General features: G+C 37.8%; 21 protein-coding genes. 4 read left to right on the top strand and 17 right to left on the bottom strand.

What is annotated here, in order from left to right; all coding sequences use genetic code 11:
- Positions 1 to 66: 66 nt before the first annotated feature.
- From LIV57_RS07500 to LIV57_RS07475, 6 genes are all read right to left on the bottom strand, one after another.
- Complete coding sequence (locus LIV57_RS07500) at positions 67 to 429, bottom strand: hypothetical protein (protein ID WP_227942122.1); 363 nt, start codon at positions 427 to 429, stop codon at positions 67 to 69.
- 132 nt (positions 430 to 561) lie between these two features.
- Positions 562 to 1131 carry a Crp/Fnr family transcriptional regulator gene (locus LIV57_RS07495; protein ID WP_062669523.1) on the bottom strand — a complete coding sequence of 190 codons (570 nt, stop codon included), beginning with the start codon at positions 1129 to 1131 and terminating at the stop codon, positions 562 to 564.
- A gap of 66 nt (positions 1132 to 1197) precedes the next feature.
- Positions 1198 to 1962, bottom strand: coding sequence for a siderophore-interacting protein (locus tag LIV57_RS07490; protein WP_227942121.1), 765 nt, complete (start codon positions 1960 to 1962; stop codon positions 1198 to 1200).
- Between the two features lie 3 nt (positions 1963 to 1965).
- Entirely contained in the window at positions 1966 to 3141 is a 1176-nt protein-coding gene (locus tag LIV57_RS07485) for an MFS transporter (RefSeq protein WP_227942120.1), read from the bottom strand.
- 85 nt (positions 3142 to 3226) lie between these two features.
- The gene (locus LIV57_RS07480; protein ID WP_227942119.1) at positions 3227 to 3835 is read right to left on the bottom strand and encodes a hypothetical protein; all 609 of its coding nucleotides are present in this window, start codon (positions 3833 to 3835) and stop codon (positions 3227 to 3229) included.
- 580 nt (positions 3836 to 4415) lie between these two features.
- Entirely contained in the window at positions 4416 to 5198 is a 783-nt protein-coding gene (locus LIV57_RS07475) for an AraC family transcriptional regulator (RefSeq protein ID WP_227942118.1), read from the bottom strand.
- Positions 5199 to 5269: 71 nt separating this feature from the next.
- Between LIV57_RS07475 and LIV57_RS07470 the strand changes: the two genes are divergently transcribed.
- Positions 5270 to 6475, top strand: coding sequence for a CynX/NimT family MFS transporter (locus LIV57_RS07470; protein ID WP_227942117.1), 1206 nt, complete (start codon positions 5270 to 5272; stop codon positions 6473 to 6475).
- Positions 6476 to 6487: 12 nt separating this feature from the next.
- On the opposite strand, the gene LIV57_RS07465 is transcribed toward LIV57_RS07470, so the two are convergent.
- The gene (locus LIV57_RS07465; RefSeq protein WP_227942116.1) at positions 6488 to 7195 is read right to left on the bottom strand and encodes a DUF421 domain-containing protein; all 708 of its coding nucleotides are present in this window, start codon (positions 7193 to 7195) and stop codon (positions 6488 to 6490) included.
- 53 nt (positions 7196 to 7248) lie between these two features.
- Positions 7249 to 8019: an MBL fold metallo-hydrolase gene (locus LIV57_RS07460; protein WP_227942115.1), complete on the bottom strand. Its 771-nt coding sequence runs from the start codon at positions 8017 to 8019 to the stop codon at positions 7249 to 7251.
- A 92-nt stretch (positions 8020 to 8111) separates the two neighbouring features.
- Here LIV57_RS07460 and LIV57_RS07455 point away from each other — a divergent pair, with 92 nt between their 5' ends.
- Together LIV57_RS07455 and LIV57_RS07450 are read left to right on the top strand one after the other, a co-directional pair.
- Positions 8112 to 8426, top strand: coding sequence for a winged helix-turn-helix transcriptional regulator (locus tag LIV57_RS07455; protein WP_227942114.1), 315 nt, complete (start codon positions 8112 to 8114; stop codon positions 8424 to 8426).
- A gap of 81 nt (positions 8427 to 8507) precedes the next feature.
- A complete protein-coding gene (locus LIV57_RS07450) occupies positions 8508 to 9062 on the top strand; it encodes a hypothetical protein (protein WP_227942113.1) in 555 nt (184 codons plus the stop codon).
- A 99-nt stretch (positions 9063 to 9161) separates the two neighbouring features.
- Here LIV57_RS07450 and bioA read toward each other — a convergent pair whose 3' ends face one another.
- From bioA to LIV57_RS07425, 5 genes are all read right to left on the bottom strand, one after another.
- Positions 9162 to 10454: an adenosylmethionine--8-amino-7-oxononanoate transaminase gene (bioA, locus tag LIV57_RS07445; protein WP_227942112.1), complete on the bottom strand. Its 1293-nt coding sequence runs from the start codon at positions 10452 to 10454 to the stop codon at positions 9162 to 9164.
- Positions 10455 to 10849: 395 nt separating this feature from the next.
- Positions 10850 to 11833 carry a biotin synthase BioB gene (bioB, locus tag LIV57_RS07440; protein ID WP_227942111.1) on the bottom strand — a complete coding sequence of 328 codons (984 nt, stop codon included), beginning with the start codon at positions 11831 to 11833 and terminating at the stop codon, positions 10850 to 10852.
- A gap of 2 nt (positions 11834 to 11835) precedes the next feature.
- Complete coding sequence (gene bioD / locus LIV57_RS07435) at positions 11836 to 12447, bottom strand: dethiobiotin synthase (protein ID WP_227942110.1); 612 nt, start codon at positions 12445 to 12447, stop codon at positions 11836 to 11838.
- A gap of 55 nt (positions 12448 to 12502) precedes the next feature.
- Entirely contained in the window at positions 12503 to 13612 is a 1110-nt protein-coding gene (locus LIV57_RS07430) for an aminotransferase class I/II-fold pyridoxal phosphate-dependent enzyme (RefSeq protein WP_227942109.1), read from the bottom strand.
- Complete coding sequence (locus LIV57_RS07425) at positions 13605 to 14228, bottom strand: hypothetical protein (protein WP_227942108.1); 624 nt, start codon at positions 14226 to 14228, stop codon at positions 13605 to 13607. Before LIV57_RS07425 ends, LIV57_RS07430 begins: the two co-directional genes overlap by 8 nt.
- Before the next feature lie 66 nt (positions 14229 to 14294).
- On the opposite strand from LIV57_RS07425, the gene LIV57_RS07420 reads away from it, so the two are divergent.
- Entirely contained in the window at positions 14295 to 15785 is a 1491-nt protein-coding gene (locus tag LIV57_RS07420; protein WP_227942107.1) for a PLP-dependent aminotransferase family protein, read from the top strand.
- A 282-nt stretch (positions 15786 to 16067) separates the two neighbouring features.
- Here the strand turns inward: LIV57_RS07420 and LIV57_RS07415 are convergent, their stop codons facing one another.
- The 4 genes from LIV57_RS07415 to LIV57_RS07400 are packed head-to-tail and all read right to left on the bottom strand — an operon-like array spanning position 16068 to position 21351.
- Positions 16068 to 17255: a PepSY-associated TM helix domain-containing protein gene (locus tag LIV57_RS07415; protein ID WP_227942106.1), complete on the bottom strand. Its 1188-nt coding sequence runs from the start codon at positions 17253 to 17255 to the stop codon at positions 16068 to 16070.
- A gap of 2 nt (positions 17256 to 17257) precedes the next feature.
- On the bottom strand, positions 17258 to 19726 hold the full coding sequence (locus LIV57_RS07410; RefSeq protein ID WP_227942105.1) for a TonB-dependent receptor: 2469 nt from the start codon (positions 19724 to 19726) through the stop codon (positions 17258 to 17260).
- Positions 19713 to 21101 carry an AMP-binding protein gene (locus LIV57_RS07405; protein ID WP_227942104.1) on the bottom strand — a complete coding sequence of 463 codons (1389 nt, stop codon included), beginning with the start codon at positions 21099 to 21101 and terminating at the stop codon, positions 19713 to 19715. Before LIV57_RS07405 ends, LIV57_RS07410 begins: the two co-directional genes overlap by 14 nt.
- A 4-nt stretch (positions 21102 to 21105) precedes the next feature.
- Positions 21106 to 21351, bottom strand: coding sequence for an acyl carrier protein (locus LIV57_RS07400; protein WP_002979498.1), 246 nt, complete (start codon positions 21349 to 21351; stop codon positions 21106 to 21108).

The raw sequence follows: 21351 nt of genomic DNA, 5'->3' as shown, positions 1-21351 counted from the left end.
GATATGTAACAAGAATTCACTGCTTTAGGTAAGAACATAAAGCATTAATTTTTAATGTGAAGTCAATTAAGAAAGCCGCGGTGGCTGGAAAATCTGAGAAAGGTATTGGTTGGAAAAGTCTTTTTCCTTGTAAATACTGCTTTTCTTTGAAACAGTAATTTCCTTAGGCTTTTTTATTTCGAATGAAAGCTCCGGAAGCTGTGCGTGTACGGTAAGTACGATAGGTGGATTGATAAACGGCAGTTTCTGATCGGTATCCCAGTCTGAATCCTCTTTGTGGTTATCATAATGCTCCATTACAAATTCTGAAAGACTTCCGTGGTATTCCATGAAATGTTCCACAAACATAGGCACTTTAAGTACTTCCCCCGCATTGGTAGTAGCCAGCACATACATCATTGAACATAATATAGAGAACCATTTTAACATGAGTGCAAATATAGGGCTTAAATTTTTTCTGAATGGGCTTTAGTATTAATTTTTTGAGAATTTTAGCCAGTTTAAAAGCAGTTTAAATAAATAATAACTCTTCGTAAAAATGTTCGGTTGATCAAACAAAAATCAGAGCCTTGACTTCAGTCTGCTCAGTGTCTCCTGTGAGATATTAAGATAGGAAGCCACCAGTTTGTTGGAAAGCCGGCGTACAATAATCGGATTTTCTTCCAGTAACTGTTTGTATTTTTCAAGAGCATCCTGCACCATAAAAGACATCAGCCTTTTAGTGTTGGCAATACAGGCAATTTCAATATAAATTCTGTAAAATTTTTCCCATTGAGGGATAATGTCCAATAAATGATAAAAATCCTGATGGGTAATATAATAAACCTCCGAATCTTCTACTGCCTGAAGAAGTTCATCAGAAGGTTCCGAAGTAATAAAGGTATGAAGCGCTGTAGCGAACTGATTTTCAAAAGCAAAATATCTTGTAGAATCCTGCCCTTCCTTATTAATGTAAAATATCCGTAAACAACCTTTTACAACAAAGAATGTTTTTTTGGGAGAATGAACATTGGTAACGAGAAGCTCGTTCTTTTTTAATTTGACAGGTTTGAAATAAGAAAGAATAACTTTCAATTCTTCATCTGTTATTGATATTTTGCTTTTAATATATGAAACTAATACGTCTTCCATTTATTTAAATCAGTCACCGCAAATGTAGCAATAAATATGTTAAAAACTTATTGCTGTTCCTGCTTCTTAAGTGCTTTCAGCAGTTTTTCCTTCCGGTTGCCCTGCTCTCCAATAGGAACAGGCGTATAGGGCATGGGTGTCCCATTTCAGGTTTGTTTTAAAATAGGTGCGAAGCTCATGTACAGTAGTATATTCTGCAGCGATGTAAACATATTCTTTCAATACACCTGATGGAAACTGAACAGATTTCACCACTTCGGCAAGCCTGCTTCCCTGCTCGGGATGAGGATTGTACAGCCATTCAACCGAAATATCTGCTGCAGAACAAAGCATAAGCTCATCCTCTTTACCTGCCACTTCCAATATTATTTTTGCTCTTACATAGGATGGAAACTGTTCTGCGATGGCGCAAATAACAGGCAGTGCGGTTGCATCTCCCACAATCAGGTAAAAATCCGCATCAGGAATTAAAGGTCTGTTACTTTCTTTCATCCCTACTTCCAATACATTACCAGGATTGGCTTTTAATGCCCAGGCAGAAGCTGGTCCGTTGTCACCATGGGCGACAAAATCAATGCTTAATTCCCGGTTTTCCAGATCAATCTTCCTGTTGGTGTAGGTTCTGACAAGAGGAGTACTTCCCTCTTCAGCCGGGATAAAAATTTTATTATTAGAACCGGAGCGTACATGAGACAGCAATTCAGCCTGGCTATCATCAATATCAAATATTACACGGATAAGATGCGGCGTAAGATATTGCTTGTTTTTAACGATAAATGCAGAACGGATTTTTTTCGTTTTTTCTGCCTGAATTATTATAGAATTTTCCATTTTTTATTTTTTATTAAACAGTAAAATAATGATAGACACTATACAGCTGATGCCTCCGAAGAGATAAACGGTCTGGTAATCAAACCAGCCTGCAATTAATCCTGCAATGGGGCCTGCGAGACCTAATGAAAGGTCAACAAATGCTACATAGGCTCCTAATGCTGTTCCTCTCATCTGCGGTTTTACTTTTTGAATGGCAAGAACTCCCAAAGCCGGAAAAACCAGTGAAAATCCGGCACCTGTCATCCCACACCCGATAATGGCCAATGTTTTGGATGCAGAGGTCCAGATCAGCATTTGTCCGGCCACTTCGATAATCAGAGAGATTAAGGCTATTGTAAAACCACCGTATTTATCCGGAAAAGAAGCAAAGAAAATTCTGGTCAGCACATAACATGTTCCAAAAACCATAAAGGGCAGTGAAGCATCACCCCAGTTTTTTTGGGAGAAAAACAAGGCAATAAAAGAAGCAATACATCCAAATGCCATTGATGAAAAAGCAAGGCTGAGTCCCTGACCGGATATGGCACCAATTACTTTGTAGAAAGGAGTTCGTACATGATCTTTATCCACGGCCACAGAAGGAAGTTTTGCTGTAGAAAGCCAGCTTACCAGCGGAAGTAAGGCAATAAGAAGAAAAGCAGGCAGGATATTGTATTCTTTACTTAACCAGATGCTTATCGGAGCTCCGATTGCAATTCCTGCATACATCGCGATACCATTCCAGGTCATTACTTTGCCTGAGCTGGAATGTCCCGCGAGGCCTATTCCCCAGGTTAATGCGCCGGTAACCAGGAAGCTTTCGCCAATCCCATGAATAATTCTTGCTATTAAAAGGAAGGAAAGGGCCAGCAAAGGATGCGCCTGAAATAATACAGCCATTACATAAACAATCCCGGCAGCAACGGCTAATATTACTCCCGACATTTTACTTTTCTTGGCACCTCTGGTATCTGTAATTTTTCCGGAATAGGCCCGGGTTAAAAGTGTAGACAATGATTGCAGTCCGATGACAAGACCTACAATAATACTGTCAAAACCTAAAGTGTTCTGAACAAACCCGGGAACTACTCCCAAAGCAATTCCTATGGTAAGATAAACTCCCAATACCGAAATGATAATAGGAGCGGTTGCCTGATAGAAATTAATAGTCTGTCCTTTTTCTAATGTTGTACTCATAAATTTTGTTTAAAATATTCGGGTGCAAAGGTCTCCGAACAGTCAACACAAAACTTTGATCTAAGTCAAAAAAGGGACAGCCGTTTTAATCAAAATCCAGAAAACTATCAGTAAGCTGTTTCCATTGTATTTTTGCAATTCCCATCATTCCGCCTATAGCAATCGCAAAATTTCTGATAACATCCAGAAACTTGGCATTTCCGTTAGGTTTTTCATTTCGCCCGTATACAGCTGCTTTTAAATAATCGGTATTTCTGGATATCATAAACGTTGAGGTGGCTGCAGAACTATAAAAATGAGCAATGTGAACGCTTTTCTTATTCTGAGGATCTATCGATGGCCTGCATGTGATGGATATACTTTCGGAAAAACTATCCTCATAGAAACAGATATCTGCTATTTCTACCCAATCATAACCTTTCGCTTCAGATTCTCCCGGCCCCGGAATATCAATCCGGATAAAATCTCCTATCAGAGGTCCGCGGTCGACAGGATCACCATTAAAATTATACAGTTTAAATGCCGCAAACGCCTTCCCGCTGTAGCTTTCCCATTGATTAACTGAAAAAAATCTTTTTTTTAATATTTCAAATTTTTCCGGAATCAGATGCTGCTGAAACACTTTTCTGCTTTCCGTATCATGGAAACCTCCGGATTTTTGTGCAGGAACTCCCTTTAGTATCTTTGGACTCATATGACGGCGTTTTTGAGCAAATTAGCACAAAAAACTTACAGAATTTATGAGCGGGATCACAAAAATAGTTAAACAATTGTTTGAATATTAGCTAGGCAAGGTCGTATTCTGATAATAATTCACTTTTTGCTATTTCTTTATTTTGGTTAAAAAACATGCGTACAATTCTTCAGATGGCGAATTATATTTATTAGGATAGGTTTTTATATTACTAATTTCGGAATCTCAAAGAAATCAGGAAAGATTTAGGAAATAACTATTTTTATATAAAATCAATAATTTTTAAAAAAAATAACCTTATGATGTTTTGCATAACATGATTTTTGTTTATATTTGTGAATCGAAATAATTTTTTTTCATCATTTGTGTTTTTTTAAGGTCTCCATTCGTGGAGACCTTTTTATTTTTAACAATATCATAATTGAATATTGACTGTTGAAGTGGAAAAATGATAAAAATGTGAAATATTTCCTTTTTTGAGCCTGATCACTGCTTTTATTTAAAGGAAACCAAGAAGTTTTATATTGTTAATAATTCCCCTTTTTAATATATTCAAACTGTCATTATAAAGGTTAAAAACCTATTGAATGTTTCTCATAAAATCAGTTGGCCTGAACTTCATCACAGACTGAAAACTTCTGGTATAAGCCTGGACACTTTTATATCCTACTTCATAAGCTGTCTCTGAAATCGTAAGATTCCCGGAACTCAAATGCTCCAGACTTTTGATGATACGAAGCATTTGCTGATACTTGCTCAGGGTAAGACCTGTTTCCTTTTTGAAAATACGTTCCAGTGTACGGAAAGACAGAAGAACTGTATCACTCAGGTCTTCCATTTTGATCTCATTTCGGTAACAACTGTGGAGATGTTCTATGACTTTAGCAAGGCGTTTATCTTTAGGAAGACTGATATGAAGAGTCAGGGAATGTTCTACAAACCGTGGAAGTTCGTTGAACATTGCTTTCAGGAACAGGCTTTCATTATGATCCGAAGTCATCAGCTTGGACCATTTCTCTGCATATTTTATCATTTCCTTCAAAACAGGCGGAACAGAAAATACGTTCACTTTATGATAAAAAGCTTCTTCGGTGCTGATGTCCGCAAACATGATCATCAGTTTGATTTTTTCAGAATGGGAATTGGTTTTATGGACAGCATTGGGAGGTATCCATACTGCATGATTCTGGGGAAGGAGATAGATTTTTTCTTCAATGGTAATATACTGAAAACCGCTCTCCACATATACGAGCTGGCCTTTCTGGTGGTGATGAAGTACGTTATCATGAATCCAGTTTTCTTCAAACCATACAAAATATGGTTTTTTGAGGTCATCTATTTTTATACTGTCATTAGCATTCATGTCGTTTCAGGTTAAAACTTTGGCAAAATTAAACAAAATTACTGTGCTAATTTTGTACAAAAGTTTTTATTATGATGAAGAGTGAAGTAAAAAAGAATGCTTCGTATGTTTTATTAATTATTAATGTTCTGGTAGTTATACTTATTTCCAGCAATCTCCGTTCGCCGATTGTGGCGGTTGCTCCTGTACTTGGAGAAGTAAGGGAGGCTTTGAAACTGAATAATTTTCAGGTGAGTCTGCTTACTTCTATTCCCCTGTTTATGTTTGCCGCCTGTTCCGTACTGGTGAGCAGATTTTCCAATAAGTTTGGAATCAGTAAGCTTCTGATGTATTCCCTGATTATTTTAAGCTTCGGATTATTTTTGCGAATCACCGGATCTCTATGGCTTTTGTTTTTGGGTTCTCTATTTATTGGTTTGGGAATATGCATTGGAAATGTGGTTACTCCCGGATACGTTAAAAATAATTTTCCGAAGCAGATAGGTCTTATGACAGGAATTTTTGCTGTATCGATGAATCTTATCGCAGCCTTAGCTTCCGGATTCAGCGTGAAAATAGGAGAACTGACTGGATTGGGATGGAAAGGTTCTCTGGGAATCTGGCTGGTGATTGCCGCATTGGGTTTCCTGGTTCTATCATTGGAATTCATATTTAACAAAAGAAATCCGGCTCCATCTAAAACGGCACTCAGTACTTCAGATTTTAATATGTTCAAATCTGCCCAGGCATGGAATATCAGTATTTTTATGGGATTGCAGTCTTTATTTTATTATTGCCTGGTAGCATGGCTTCCTTCCTTTCTTGCCGATTTTCATATGCAGGGAGAAAGCTCGGGCTGGGTCTTCTTTGTTATTCAGATTACGATGATTCCTGTGACATTCTGCTGTCCGATTATTGCCAGTAAAATGAAAGATCAGAGACTTATGATCCTTTTCATATGTGCAATGATGTTCATCAGTACCATGATGTTTGTCTTTCTGAAATCTCAGTGGATTTATGTGAATGCTGTGATTATCGGAATATCAAATGGATTATCTTTCAGCCTGTCGATCCTGTTTTTTTCCACGAGAACGAAAAACAGCAGCAATGCGGTTAAAATATCAGGAATGGCACAGTCTGTAGGTTATCTGATTGCTGCATTCGGGCCTCCGTTGTTTGGAAAACTGCATGATTGGGATATTTCCTGGAACAGTTCATTCTATCTGTTAAGCTGTGCCGTACTGCTGATGCTGTATTTTGGAATGAAGGCGGCAAGAAATAAATGTGTTGAGGATTAGGAAAGTTAAAGGTCAGGTCACCCTTCTTTTATTGCTGGACGCTACCCATTCTTCTTTTTGGCATCTTGGGCAGCTTCCGGCATTACCTGCTTTTTTATGCTCTGTATACCCACAGAATATACAAGAATAATGTTTGTCTTCATGAATATATTGTAACGGATTATTTAATGAGTCTGGCATAATAGGAAGCCCGTATCTTACAGATTCATTTTCAAAAAAGAATACGCTGATCTCTCCTGATATTTCTTCTATGGCCATTTCAATCTGGCCAAGCTGAGAAACTCCTTTTAGCCTGAGTTCTGCAAAGAATTCGTCACTCCCGAGATTTTCTTTTTGAAAGTTTTTAATGGAGAATTCACCATTTTCTATCAGGCAGATGGACTTTCCTTCCACCAGATTTTCAAATTTTTTACTTTTTCCGATAAAATGGGTCACAATAGAATACAGGAGAATAATAACAATAAAAACTATAAGGGAAGAAATAATTCCGACATCCTTATTAAACATAGGATCTCCTGCTGCTGATCCCAGGCCGATAATGACTACCAATTCAAAGATTGAGAGCTGTTTTACCCCTCTTTTTCCTAAAATTCTAAGTCCGATAATAATAGCCAGAAACATAATCATGGTACGAAGAATGATCTCTAAAAGAAAAGACCATTCTTCGTGTCCCAATAATAATTCTTTCCAATCAAGATTTAAGAGAAAAACTGACAGCATACCAATTATTTATCAGGGAATATTCAAAAAATAAGCCATAAAACCTATTTGTTTCATAGATATTTCAGGCTTACCTCTTCACCATCATCAAGTATAAAGCATCTTCCCGCTAATCCGTTTTCAAGGATCTTTTTCTGAATAAATTTTCTGTCTTCCCTGCAGTGGCTTAGGGCTTCCAGATGCGTTACCCAAACAGTGGATTCCGGAGCAGATTCACATACTTTTACGATGTCTTCACTGGTCATAATAATAGGATCTCCTACGGAAAAAGTAGCAGCTCCACCCGCTACAATGATGTGCTGCGGCTGATGTTTGTCAATTTCTGCAGCAATTTCATCATACCAGATCGTGTCTCCTGCGATGTATACGGATTTATTGTCTTTTTTAAAGACAAAACCATTCACTATTCCCATTTTCTCTCCGATTTCCCCGGTTCCGTGCCGGCCTTTGGTTTTAGATATTTCAATAGTATTCCATTGAAGATGATCCTTCAGAACAATGATATTGGTGAAGCCTTGTTCTGCAATCTGTCCTGAAATAACATCGGAACAGATGACCGGAATATTCTTGTCCAGGAGTTCAATAGCAGCAGCATCCCAATGATCAGGATGAAGGTGGGTAACAGCAACTGCGTCTACTCTTTCCAGCTTTTTCTTTAATTCTTCTTTATCAAAAGGCAGGTCTACGAGAGGATTTAGTAATTCACTGTCTGTCATGGGCATTTTTCCTCTGAAACCTTTGTCACCAAGCATCGGATCTATCAGGATAGAAATTCCGTCAATATTAAGCAGTAATGTCGCATTGCGCCATAATTGTAATTTCATTTTGGGTATTTTTGTTTGACAAATGTATTACCTAATAACAGCAAAACAATCGAAGGTTACCAAAAAGTTAACCATAAATATTCAATTGACTTATGAATTTTGAAGAATTTAAAAACTGTGGATTAAGACGAAGTCTGAATATTCTTTCAGGTAAATGGAAACCATTGATCCTGCACAACCTTTTTGAAGAAGACCGGGTACGCTTTGCGGAACTTTGGCGTTCTATGCCCCGTGTTTCCAAGAAAGTACTGTCAGAGCAATTGAAACAGTTGGAAGAAGATCATATTATTGAAAGGATTGAAGTTTATAATTTCCCACCGGAAGTCTATTATAAACTGACTGAAAAAGGCCGGAAGCTGGGTCCTATTCTTTTGGAATTGCATTCATGGGGAAATGAATTGGGATAAAATTATTTTTAAATATTTTATATATTGTTGAAAATTACAATGTAATTTTAAGGACATAAAAACTAATAAAAATCTTTACAAATGAAACGAATCATTATTTTGATCTCCTGCGCAATAGGCACATGGGTAACTGCACAGATAGCGCCTCCACCAACGATTCAAAGATCCAACACCACATCCCGCGGACTTACTGTCAATTCAAGAAAAGGAACATTAATTGAGAAGAAAATCAGTAATTTAGGTAAATTTAAAAACCTGAATATTCAAAAGATTGTAACGAAAGATATTTCCGAAAATTCTTCGGATACTCTTCTGGGAATCATGTATGAATATGAAACTTTTGATGAAATCTCCAAAAAGACCCTTACCATTGATAAAAATGAATTGAGAAAACTGATTCAGGTTCTTCAGGATATGGAACAGAAAGAAAGTGAAAAAGCTGGCCAGGAAACCAGATATAAGTTTGTAACGATGAGTAATATTGAATTCGGAAGTGTTTACCGTGAAAAACTTTCTTCCTGGGTGAATTATATAAAAATTCCATCCAATCATTTTAATCAGAACTTACTGGAATTCAGTAAAGATGAATTAAAAGAATTGATAACTATTTTGAAGAAATCAGAACAGGAAATTTAAAAATACAGGTGCTTACATTCAACATAAAAACCTTATAGGTTGTGAAAACCTATAAGGTACATTAAAAAATTAAAAATAATTATTACCGGAAGGGATCGCTTATTGTGTAAACTGATCCAGTACCTCCGTAATATTCTGATAAACAAAATCCAATTCTTCGGAAGTAATACAATATGGCGGAACCAGATATATTACATTTCCCAACGGCCTCATGATAATCCCTCTCTGTAAGAATTCATTGTAAAGCTTCTTCCCTATTTCATTAAAATAAGAAGTATCATTCCCGGTTTTGAAATCGAACGCTAAAATAGTTCCGATCTGACGAACCTTTTCTACATGAGGATGCAAAGCAAGTGCTTTCACAAACTCTGAATGTTGATGAGTGATGCGGTTGATATTCATTTGAGTTTCATTTGTCAATAGTAATTCCATACTGGCAAGAGCCGCGGTGCAGGCTAAAGGATTCGCTGTAAACGAATGCCCGTGAAATAAGGTTTTATAACGGTCTTCAGAAAGGAAAGCATCATAGATATCATTGGAACAGGTAGTGATTCCCATGGGCATGGTTCCTCCTGTCAATCCTTTTGAAAAACACATGATATCCGGCTTTTCCGTAAGATAATCTGCTGCGAAAAGTTTACCTGTTCTTCCAAACCCTGTAAAAACTTCATCCTGGATCATGAGAACGCCTTCTTCTCTACAGAACTTCATCAGCTGGCTAAGGTCTTCGGCTTTATACATCAGCATTCCGGCAGCCCCCTGAACTAATGGCTCATAGATAAAACAAGCCACTTCATCAGCTAATTCTTTAATCTGTTTCTGCAGGCTTTCCAGATTTTCTGCATTGGGTGTATCTATAAAAACGACTTCAAACAGCATGCTTTCAAAAGGTTTTGTCCAGAAGCTTTTTCCACTTACAGACATGGCTCCGAAAGTATCTCCGTGATAGGCATTTTTAAAAGCTAAAATCTTTGTTTTCTTTTTCTCTTTATTGTATGCATATTGAATACACATTTTTAATGCAACTTCTACTGCGGTAGAACCATTATCTGAATAAAAGACTTTTTCCTGGCTATCAGGCAGAAGTTTCAGCAGATTTTCTGAAAGCTGTATTGCCGGCTCATGGGTAAATCCTGCGAAAATCACCTGTTCCAGTGTATTCAACTGTTCAAAAACACGTTGTGCAATATAAGGATGAGAATGGCCGTGCAATGTTACCCACCATGATGAAACGACATCCAGATATTTTTTTCCTTCGGTATCATACAGATAAATTCCTTTTCCTTTTACAATAGGAATGGCATCATCAGCTGTTTTCATTTGGGTATACGGATGCCAGTTGACCGCCTTATCTCTCTTCTGCAAACTGATTTCTTTGGTTAATGTATTCATATATTGATCTAAAAAGTAATGAGTGATGGAGGTGGATTTAACAATAATTTAGTTGAATATGTTGGCGTAAATGTTGGATTAATCGCAAAGACGCAAAGTTTTATCATAAATTGCGTGGGATATTTAAGGACGCAAGAACATTTCGACTTCGCTCAATGTAAGATTTTCAGCAAGTACAACGCTTGTTAGTAGTTGAGGCGTATCATTTGTACATAATCAATTTTATCGGAGATAAAATCCTTGCACCTTAAAATATTACTTACTATAAAAGCTTTTGCGCCTTTGCGTTTTCCAATTTATAGAGAAGTTTATAAAAGTTCAAAAACCAGTTTTATAATAAGCGCTATAATACCAATAATCCAGCTCATCACTCATTATTTATCGTTTATAATTTACTAACAGCATGTTTCTTTTTTCATCATAGGTTTCAATCCTAAGGTCTGCAGCATCTGCATATCTTCAGAAACTCCAGGATTAGGCGTTACCAGTAAAGTTTCTCTTTCTCCCGTGAAAATGGAATTGGCTCCTGCCATAAAGCACCATGCCTGCTCTGTTTCAGTCATTTCTATACGGCCTGCGCTTAATCTCACCATGGAAGATGGCATTACGATTCTTGCTGTGGCAATCATTCTTACCATTTCCCAGGTATCTACTTTTTCATTATCTGCTAACGGAGTTCCTGCTACCCTTGCTAATGCATTAATTGGAACGGATTCCGGATGCTTTGGCATTGTTGCTAACGTTAAAAGCATTGAAATTCTGTCTCTGTGAGTTTCGCCTAGTCCGATGATTCCTCCGGAGCATACTGTGATTCCTGCTTTTCTTACGTTATTTATTGTGTTGATCCTGTTGTCGAAAGTTCTGGTAGAGATGATCTCTTCATAATACTGTTCAGAAGTATCAAGGTTGTGATTGTAAGCGTACAATCCGGCTTCCTGAAGCCTGATGGCCTGTTCTTCGGTAAGCATACCCAATGTACAGCAAACTTCAAGGCCAAGTTCGTTTACTCCTTTTACCATATCAATCACCCGGTCAAAATCGCGGTTATTACGAACTTCACGCCATGCTGCTGCCATACAGAATCTTGATGATCCTGAATCTTTCGCTTTTTGGGCGTGAGCAATTACCGTTTCTGTAGGTAATAAGGCCTGTACTTTGATGTTGGTGTGATAACGGGCTGCCTGCCCACAATAGGAGCAGTCTTCAGGACATCCGCCGGTTTTGATCGATAATAGTGTTGAAATCTGTACTTCGGAAGGATCATGCCATTCGCGGTGTACGGTTGCTGCCTTATAGATCAGTTCCATTAGAGGAAGGTGGTAAATCTCTTCTATTTCTTCTTTAGTCCAGTTGTTTCTCAGTGTTGTTGTAGTATCCATTATCATAATTTTGTTATTACTAATTGCTTTGCAGCATGTTGTATAGATTCCTTATCTATGTTTCGGATTTCCGGGATCTTTATAATTTTTGTTTCTTTTTCGATAAAACTGCAGATTACTCTTTCTGTATCTTCGGGGAAATCTCCGTTAAGAATTAAGTATTCCAACTGAATTTCTCTCTGTTGTAAGGCTAAGATTGAAAGAAGGCTATGGTTGATACAGCCCAGGTAGTTTCTTACAACCAGTGCTGCAGGAATGTTTAATTCCTCAATCAGATCAATCATAAATGTAGTGTCTGAAATGGGTACCATAAGGCCTCCGGCTCCTTCTACAATGAGTGGATTTGCTGTTTTTGGGAGTTGAAAATCATTCAGATTGATGGTGATATTTTCTTCTCTTGCAGACTGATGCGGCGATGCAGCCAGCTGTAAACGGTAAGTTTCCGGATGGCAGACGTTGGTATCTGTCCATTTTTCAATTTTATGGCTGTCAGTATAATGCAGATCGCCTGATTGTATGGGTTTCCAGTATTCTGTTTTAAAATGCTGAACCAAAACAGCTGAACATACTGTTTTTCCTATTTCGGTTCCTATTCCTGTTATAAATAGTTTCATGTCTTTCGTGATGCGGGGTTCGGGATTCGTGTTACGGGTTTTGAATCTTTTTGCTTTAAATAAACTCTTTAATAATTCCCGTCAGTTTCATAATTTCTTCTTCTGTATTAAAGCTGTGGAGGCAGATTCTCAATCTTTCGCTTCCTTCTTTTACTGTGGGACTGTATATAGCATAGGTCAAAAATCCTTCTTCAGATAAAATATCCTGTAATTCTTTCAGTCTTTGATTGTCCGGGATCACAATAGCCTGAACCGGACTTGTTTCTGCCGATGGAGACTGTAATTTTCTGCTTCGGAAAACTTTGATGTTATTCTTAAGTTTTTCAGCCAGTTCATGATTTTGATCTAAAAATTCATATCCTGTTTTGATGCTCATCCACTGAAAATCCTGTGCTGATGTGGTATAGATGAAAGGACTTGCAAAATTGACCAGATAAGATTTCACTGTTTCATTACAAAGAATTGCTGCTCCGTGGCTTCCAAGAGCTTTACCGTAAGTGATAACCGCTGCCGAAACATGATTATGTAAGCGGTATTTTTCAATCAATCCATATCCAAAAACCCCAAATGCATGGGCTTCATCTACAATCAGAGAGGCTTTGTATTGACTGGCAAGCAAAGCGATTTCCTGAACAGGAGCAAAATCTCCTTCCATCGAGTACAAGCTTTCTATGGCAATATAGCAATGACCTTCTTGTCTTTTCAATATATTTTCAAGATCTTCAGAGTCATTATGCCTGAACTTCAGTTTTTTAGCATTCGAAAGTTGACATGCATCATGTACTGACCGATGAATCTGTTCGTCCACAATAATGACATCATGACGACTGGGAAGCGTTGAAAACAAAGCCAGGTTGGCATTGTATCCGGATGGGAAAAGCAATGCCGATTCAAAATGATGTTTCTGCGCAATCTCATTTTCCACGGAAACTGCAATATGACTGTTTCCGCTAATTAACCTTGAACCTGTGCTTCCCGAAAGCAGTTGGGGATTATCCATAATCTTTTGCAGCAGTAATTGTTGAAGGTCTTTACTTTTTGCAAACCCCAGATAATCATTGGAATAAAAATCAATTCCATCGGATTGAAGCCTTAAACTTCTTAAGGTTCCCTTCTCTTTTCGTTTATCAAGGTATTCCTGAAAACGTAAAGTATTGCTAAGCATAATTTAATTGAGCTACTTCTTCTGTAATCGCATTAATCCACTCTTTATGCAGTTCTTTTTCTATGTCCAGAATATGATCTGCATGGTGCTTCCAGTCTGGTGAGAATTCATTGAGCTGATGAATCATTTCTTCCAGATGTCCTTCTTCTTCAAGGATAATAGATTTTACCATAATTTTAGAAGAAGCTTCGGTAAGTGCCTGTTGATAAACAGGGTAAAGTTCATCTGCACGGACTTCAATAGCATAGGTTACGAAAAGATAGGCAGCATATTTAATATCTGTTTTATTAAGTTGGAAAGCTTCCTGAAGATAACGGCAGGCTTTAATATCCAATGAGTGAAGATATTGGCTTGTTGCGATAGGAGCCAGAAGTTCTTTGCTTTCGTACGTTTTGCAGAGTTCAGGGTTTATTTTCCCAATCTGCTTTTTTAAATAATAGGCGTGGCGGTGTTCTTCAGCAGCATGTTTCAGCTGAATCTGAGAAACTAATGTTGGATGTTCACATTTTGATATTTTTCTTGCACCGGCATTTTCCATAAAAGAAAGAGTGTTCAGCCATTTGGCGTGGGTACTTCCTTCCTGTACAATTCTTTTTAACAGATGATGAAATTCCATAGATTTTTATTTTGATGTCAAAAGTAGTATATTGCCGGATGGTTGTATGGTGCCAGTTTTGATATTATGGATAGTCCGGTTAAGATTCCTTACGAAAGTTTTATAAAAATTGATAGAAAATCAGAAACATCTATCTATTTACAGATCGCTAATCAGCTGATCAATGCAATTCAGCGGGGGTTTTTGCCTTTTGGAACCAAGCTTCCGGGAACAAGAACGTTCAGTGAAATGCTGGAAATCCATAGAAATACAGCGGTTGCCGTATACGATGAATTATCAGCCCAGGGCTGGACGGAGAGTTTTCCGAATAAAGGTACATTTGTCATTGGAAAAGATCAGGAAAAACCCGTTAAATTGAATGATTTTAAGCAAAATAACCTTCAGAACTACCCTGTTTCGACTGGTTTTTCATTCAAAACATCCAATATTTTAGATAATCCTTTCGAGCATTCCAATTGTGAATATGTCTTTAATGATGGGGTACCGGATATCCGCTTAACGCAAATCGGACAGCATTCACGGTTTTACAGTTCTATCCTGAAACGCAAATCCAGCCAGAAAGCTTTTGGACATTATAATCATGACGGAAGTGAATTTTTTAAAGAACATTTATCCCAATACCTCAATCTTTCCCGGGGGCTTCCTATTTCCAAGAATAATCTGCTGATCACCCGAAGTACGGAAATGAGTATTTATATTGTTTCCGAGATCCTTCTTTCCAAAGGTGATACCGTATTAGTAGGAGCTTTGAGCTATTTTTCAGTCAATATGATCTTTGTGAAAGCTGGTGTTGATATTGTTTCGATTCCGATTGATGAAGAAGGAATTATCGTAGAAAGCGTTCGTGAAGCCTGTAAAAAGCAGAAAATAAGGATGCTTTATCTTACGCCGCATCATCACTATCCTACTACGGTTGCATTGAGTGCTCAAAGACGTTTCGAGCTTCTGGAACTTGCCAATGAATACGGATTTATTATTCTGGAAGACGATTATGATTATGAATTTCACTACGATAAAAGCCCTATTCTTCCCCTTGCCAGTGCTGATACCAACGGAATGGTGATCTATATCGGTTCTTTCGGAAAATCTCTGGCTCCGGGATTCAGGACAGGATTTATTGTGGCTCCTGAGAATCTGATGACAGAAATGCGTAAATATCTGGGAATTATTGACCGTCAAGGTGATATTCTCATGGAAAGAGCGCTTGGAGAGATGATTGCAGAAGGGGAAATCAACCGTTATCTGAAAAAGTCCTTAAAAGTCTACCAGGAAAGGCGTGATTATTTTTCTTTGTTGCTGGAAGAGAATCTGGGTGATTTTGTCTCTTTTCAAAAACCTTCCGGAGGGCTGGCCATATGGCTGGAATGGAATATCCCTTTGAATCTGATGCAGCTGAGCAGGAACTGTGCAAAAGACAATCTTTTCATTCCAAAGACTTTGCTATATCAGAATAAAGGGCTTACGGCAATGCGTCTGGGGTTCGGAGATCTTAATTTTGATGAGATGAATAAAGGGATTGAAGTGTTTTCAAAAAATGTAAAGGTATTGCTTGGATAATTAAAAACCTACAAGATAATTTTAAATAATTTTTAACCACAAAAGTCACAAAAGATTTTATTTTAAAATGCTTTAGCTATTGAGTAAATTTTAAATAATGGAGCAGAAAAGCTCACATAAGATAAATCAAAGATTTATACAAAACTTAGGTGTACTTATCATATATAAAGTCTGGTTCTAAAAAAATTACATGTTTAAAACTTTTGTGACTTTTGTGGTTCAATTAAGTTTAACCCACTTTAAATTATAGTAAAAGTAAAAGCCCCCTTCAAGAGGCTTTTATTAATGATGAGAAGGAAAAATTATTTTGTTTTTCTTATGCTTCGGTTGCTTCTTTTTTCTGTTTAAATAGATGATAAAACCGGTGATGGGAAGTGAAGTTGCGATAATGGCTGTCAGAAAATAAATAATTCTGGTGGTCAGTCCCAGGATGCTTCCGGTGTGAAGATCATAATTTCTTTCTCTTAATGCGGTTCCATATCCGATATTTTTATTTTTATATGATTGAGATTTTAAAACTTCTCCTGAATATTGATCAAAATTAAAATGTTCATTCCTATATTGTCTTCCGTCATAAGTCAGCTCAGCATAACAGGTTCCTTCTTCCGATCTCGGAAAATTGATAAAGGCTGATTTCTTATCCTGAAGTCCTTTTTCCACAGTGTTTCCAATAAGATTGACAATGTTTTGCCGGTTTGAAAATTCTTTAGAAGGGATAACGCTTTTGGCTTTCTTTTCTATAGGCATGTTTCCATTTAATGTATTCTTTACCCATTTATCTACATCTTCAAAGCTCCATATCAATGCAGAATAAGAGATTAAAAGTAAAGGAATGATGGCATAGAATCCTAAGACATTATGAGCGTCATAATTGATTCTTTTCCAGTTGGCCGATATTTTAATGAAAAACATTCCTTTCAGCATGCTTTTGCTCATTTTACGGGGATACCATATCACAAGCCCTGATAGAAGAATCACAGCAAATATCAGTGTGGAATAACCGGTAATTGTTTTTCCGATTTTTTCACCTAGCAAAAGTCTTCTGTGAAGATCCAGCACAATTTCAAAAAAATCCTTTTTAGCGTCTTCCACTTCCTGTACTTTTCCGGTATAGGGATCAATATATATGCGGTAATAATAAAGATAGGTTCCCCAATACGTTAACGCTTCATTATCCATTTTAAGGGTTCGGAACACGTAGGTTTGTGCAGGATCTGAAGGAATCACTACCCTTTTGACTTTTAAACCTTCGGGAAGTGCTTTTTCTGCTTTTTCCGTGAGCTCAGCCAATGAAAGTTTGTTTCTGCCGATATTTTCAACAAAATATCTGTTGGGGTGAACACTATGTTTTAATTCTTCTTCAAAAGAGAGGATACATCCGGTAGCGGCCATAATAAAAACTATAAGCCCGGACGCGAGTCCGAGCCATAGATGTAACTGATAGGCAATTTTTCTAAATTTCAGCTTCATTCTTAAAATTTAAAGCTTACCTCAGCAACAAAATTCCGAGGCATCTGAGCGACTACCACTCCCTGCCCTGCAAAATATTGTGCATTGCCCAGGTTATTCATTTTAAATCCTAATCTGTATCTTTCTTTTTCAAGAGAAATGGAAGCATTCACCAAAGTATAGGCAGGAAATGCAAATTGTCCGGTAACGGTTTTATTTCCGGTAATCTGTTTTCCGACACGGTTTACTCCAAAACCTACTCCTAGTCCCTGAAGTCCTTTGATCGGAAGAATATAACTGATCCATGAATTGAATACATTGGCGGGACCTGCAGATTCCGGACGGCGCCCATCTACAGCGGGATCAGCCTTTTCATATCTGCTGTGATTGTAGCTATATCCGGCCATGATATTTAATCCCTGAACAGGGTTCATGATGGTTTCGATTTCAATCCCTTTACTTCTTTGCTTCCCATCCTGAACAACAATATTGTATTCTTTTCCGTCACGGATTACACCACTTCCTCTCTGGATATTATCGACAAGGATATCGTAGTATCCAACCGTGAAATTCACTTTGTTTCTCCAAAGATTTCCCTTGATTCCTACTTCCCACTGATTGGCCATCTGTGGTTTCATATCTCCGCTATAGTCCGGTAACTGCTGGGTAACAGGAGCTGTATAGCTGAAGCCGTTCATATAATTACCATAGGCAGATAACTGATCTTTAACGATCTGATATACAATTCCTACTTTTGGAGACCATGCGGTCTGACTGAAATCACCGGTACGTTTGTTATCATTCAGATTAAGCTGTCCTTTACTTTCATAATGATCCATACGCAAGCTTAAAAGCGTAATCAAACGGTCTGTAATATAGGTTACGTTTGAAATATAAGCTCCGTAAAGGTTGGATGAAGTGCTATTTCTTACCAAAGGCGTTTTACCTGCCACAATAGCAGCCTGAGTTGCAGTCTGAATTTTCTGAAGAGCCAGATCTCTGGATATGTTACCATAAACTCCGGTTACCGGTGCCACTACCGGCCCCGTAGGATTTGTCCCATCAATGTAATCATACACTACAATCGGAGAATGATTATTGTTGATCGATTGATTTAAATAATCTAATCCTATCAACACTTTATTTTTAATTTTTCCGATATTAAATTCTCCGTTGAAGTTCTGCTGAACACTTGTAGAAGAAGCTTCAGAGTTCTGCCACTGTACATTACGTTCCAGCAGGGCATCACTGGTTGTCCCTCTGATAAACTGGTATTGATATAATCCTTCCGTTTTTCTGAAGTTTCTTGAAAGCAACGTTTGCGAAGTCCAATGATCCGAAATTTTGTAATTAGCCTCTGCTTTTACATTGATAGACGGAGCTTTTAAAGTCATATCATTGTTGGAGTAAGATCTTTTCCAGTCGAATCCAAGTTCATCTGGTGTATGAGCAACGTAGGGTCTTGTTCTGGTCAGGAAAATAATCGGAGTATTGGTTCCTTCATAATTATAAATCTGAGCTCCCAGATTAAATTTCAACCTTTCATTGACCTGGTAGCTTACAGTTGGGGCTACAAAAAATGATTTTCTGAATTCGGAATCCCTGAAACCATTCTGATACTGATACGCTGCATTTAAACGGAATAACATATTTCTGGATTCTGTAATCGGGCCGTAAACATCAGCGGTAACACGGTTCAGGTTGTAGCTTCCCATGAGATAAGAAGCTTCTCCTCCGAAATAATCTTTCGGTTTTTTGGTTACCGCATTAATCAGGCCTCCAAACGAAGTTACCGCGCCTCCATACAACGTTCCTGAAGGTCCTTTGATGACTTCAAGACGTTCAATATCTGCAGGATCGATCTCACCATTGGTGGTTGCAGGAACACCGTCTACCATCGATACTTTCGTAGGGAAACCTCTAAGGCTGTAGTAGAAACTTCCGTCTCCCGAGCCTCTTCCCGGACTTCCCTGCATTTTTACCATACCCGGAACATTTTTCAATACTTCCGAAATATCGTAAGTAAGCTGTTCTTTCATGATCTGCTGGTTGATGCTTGTATAAACCTGTGGATTTTCAAGAACTTTCAGAGGCATTTTAGCCACTGAAGTACTGTCTTTATCCAGAAATTTATTTCTGCTCACTGCATATACGGTAATTCCTTCAATCACATTGTTGTGTAAAGGAGCGTAGATCGCAGGGATTTCATAGACATCTTTCTGAATGTGGATGGATTCCCTCATCAGTTCAATGTCATTTAAAACCACCTGAAGGGTATATTCTCCAGGTGGCACATTTTCAAAGTAATATTCTCCTAAATTATTGGTTTTTGCCTGATAAGACGTATTGACAAGTCTTAAAACAGCATTTTTTACCGGTGCTTTTTCAGACAGCATGATTTTGCCATGAACTCTGTCGCCCTGCTGTGCAGAAAGCGAATTGGAAGATAAAGCAAGACCAAGAAGTAATATAAGGGTTTTAGATGTTTTCATGCTGTAAGTTTTGTAACAGTGGATAGTTTATTTTACCGTTTTGTGATAAAGGAAATGTTTCTATAAGTTCTGTGCGTACATATTGTGGATTAATACGCAGTTTATTTTTAATGGTTTCGGTGATGATCTGAGGATCAATTTCCGGATTGTTATACAGCACAACGATTTTTTTATCATTGGCATTCAGACATACGAAAGTATTACCCTGCATTTCATTTTTAAGGATAAATTCTACCTCATCCAGATTAAGACGTATTCCGAAAAGTTTCATGATACGTTTTATTCTTCCTGTGATACAATAAATTCCGTTTTCACCTTTTCTGGCAGTATCTCCGGTATGCAGTACAGAAGGCTGCTCATACGTAGCAAGATCTTCCAGTGTATTGGCATAACCGCCAAAAATACTGGCATGCGAAAACAGCAATTCATCCGTTTCAGGATCAATTTTGAAGTTTCCTCTATCTACCACATTTCCGATTGATGTTTCTTCTTCCAGCAATCCTTCTGTGGTTAGGTAAGCCATTCTTCCTCCCGCTTCTGTTTGTCCGTATTGTGCAAAGAATTCCTTTTTAAATTCTTGACAATAAGAGAAAATAGTTTTTCTCAATTCCGCGTTAATCACGCCTCCGGTGTGGGTAAAATATCTCAGACTTGGAGAATTTTTTCTGAAAAAGCCTATTCTGTTCAGATTTTCATAGAGAAAAGGAACTCCGCCCAAAGTACTGTAGCCGTACTCCTCCATTTCGTCCCAGAATGCTTTCTGCATAATGTCTTTATCCGTACAGACAATTCTTCCGGCACGCATACAGTTGGTCGTGAAAATAGAGAATCCGTATACGAAATTGATTGGAACGTTTAAAGGAACTACATCCGTTCCCTGAATCGGCATGTACTGAAGGATGCTCAATGCGTTCTGATAAAGACTTTCATCTGAGAGTTTAACCAATTTCGGAACACCTGTTGTCCCTGAAGTACTCAGAAGTATTTTAATGTCCGTATGAATGACAATCTCAGCTTTGTAATCATCCTTTGCAAAGATTCTGATGTTGTCTGAGAATGCTTTCAGAGAATATCCTTCAATGGTTTCCCTTTGTGGATCAAAGATGTATTTCGGACGATATTCTGCCTCAATGCGTTCTTTAAATTCCTCATGAAGTTTCTGTCCCAGTAACGCAATGGTATGTGCTGTTCCATAAAAATTGAGGAGCACTTCAATGCTTGGAAGCTGATTATCATTGTACAAAAAAAGCAGGCCTTTTTCTACGGGGTTTAAGCCTAAAGACCGGTACAGTGTTCCCACCGGTATTGTTGTACCGGTGGAAGCATCTGTAAACCCCAGGTTCTTATTGGCAATTACATTTTCTAAAATTTTCATAAGCTTAGTTTTCTACGAATACATCGTATTTTTTCATTTTTTCGCGAATTTTTCCGACGGTTCCCATCTCAAGAATATCATTAAAATCAAATTTGATCTGATAAAACTGTTCAAGCGCTTCTACGATCAAAAGATGAGACATAGAATCCCATTCCGGGATTTCCTGATACGTAAGCTTTTCATCTACCAATTCTTTTTTTATAGCGATGGCAGAGGCGATAATTTCATAAAATTCTTCTGTAGTGTTCAT

This window comes from Chryseobacterium sp. X308, from assembly GCF_020733145.1.
GTDB lineage: Bacteria > Bacteroidota > Bacteroidia > Flavobacteriales > Weeksellaceae > Chryseobacterium > Chryseobacterium cupriresistens.
This window is presented reverse-complemented; position numbering and strand designations above follow the sequence as displayed.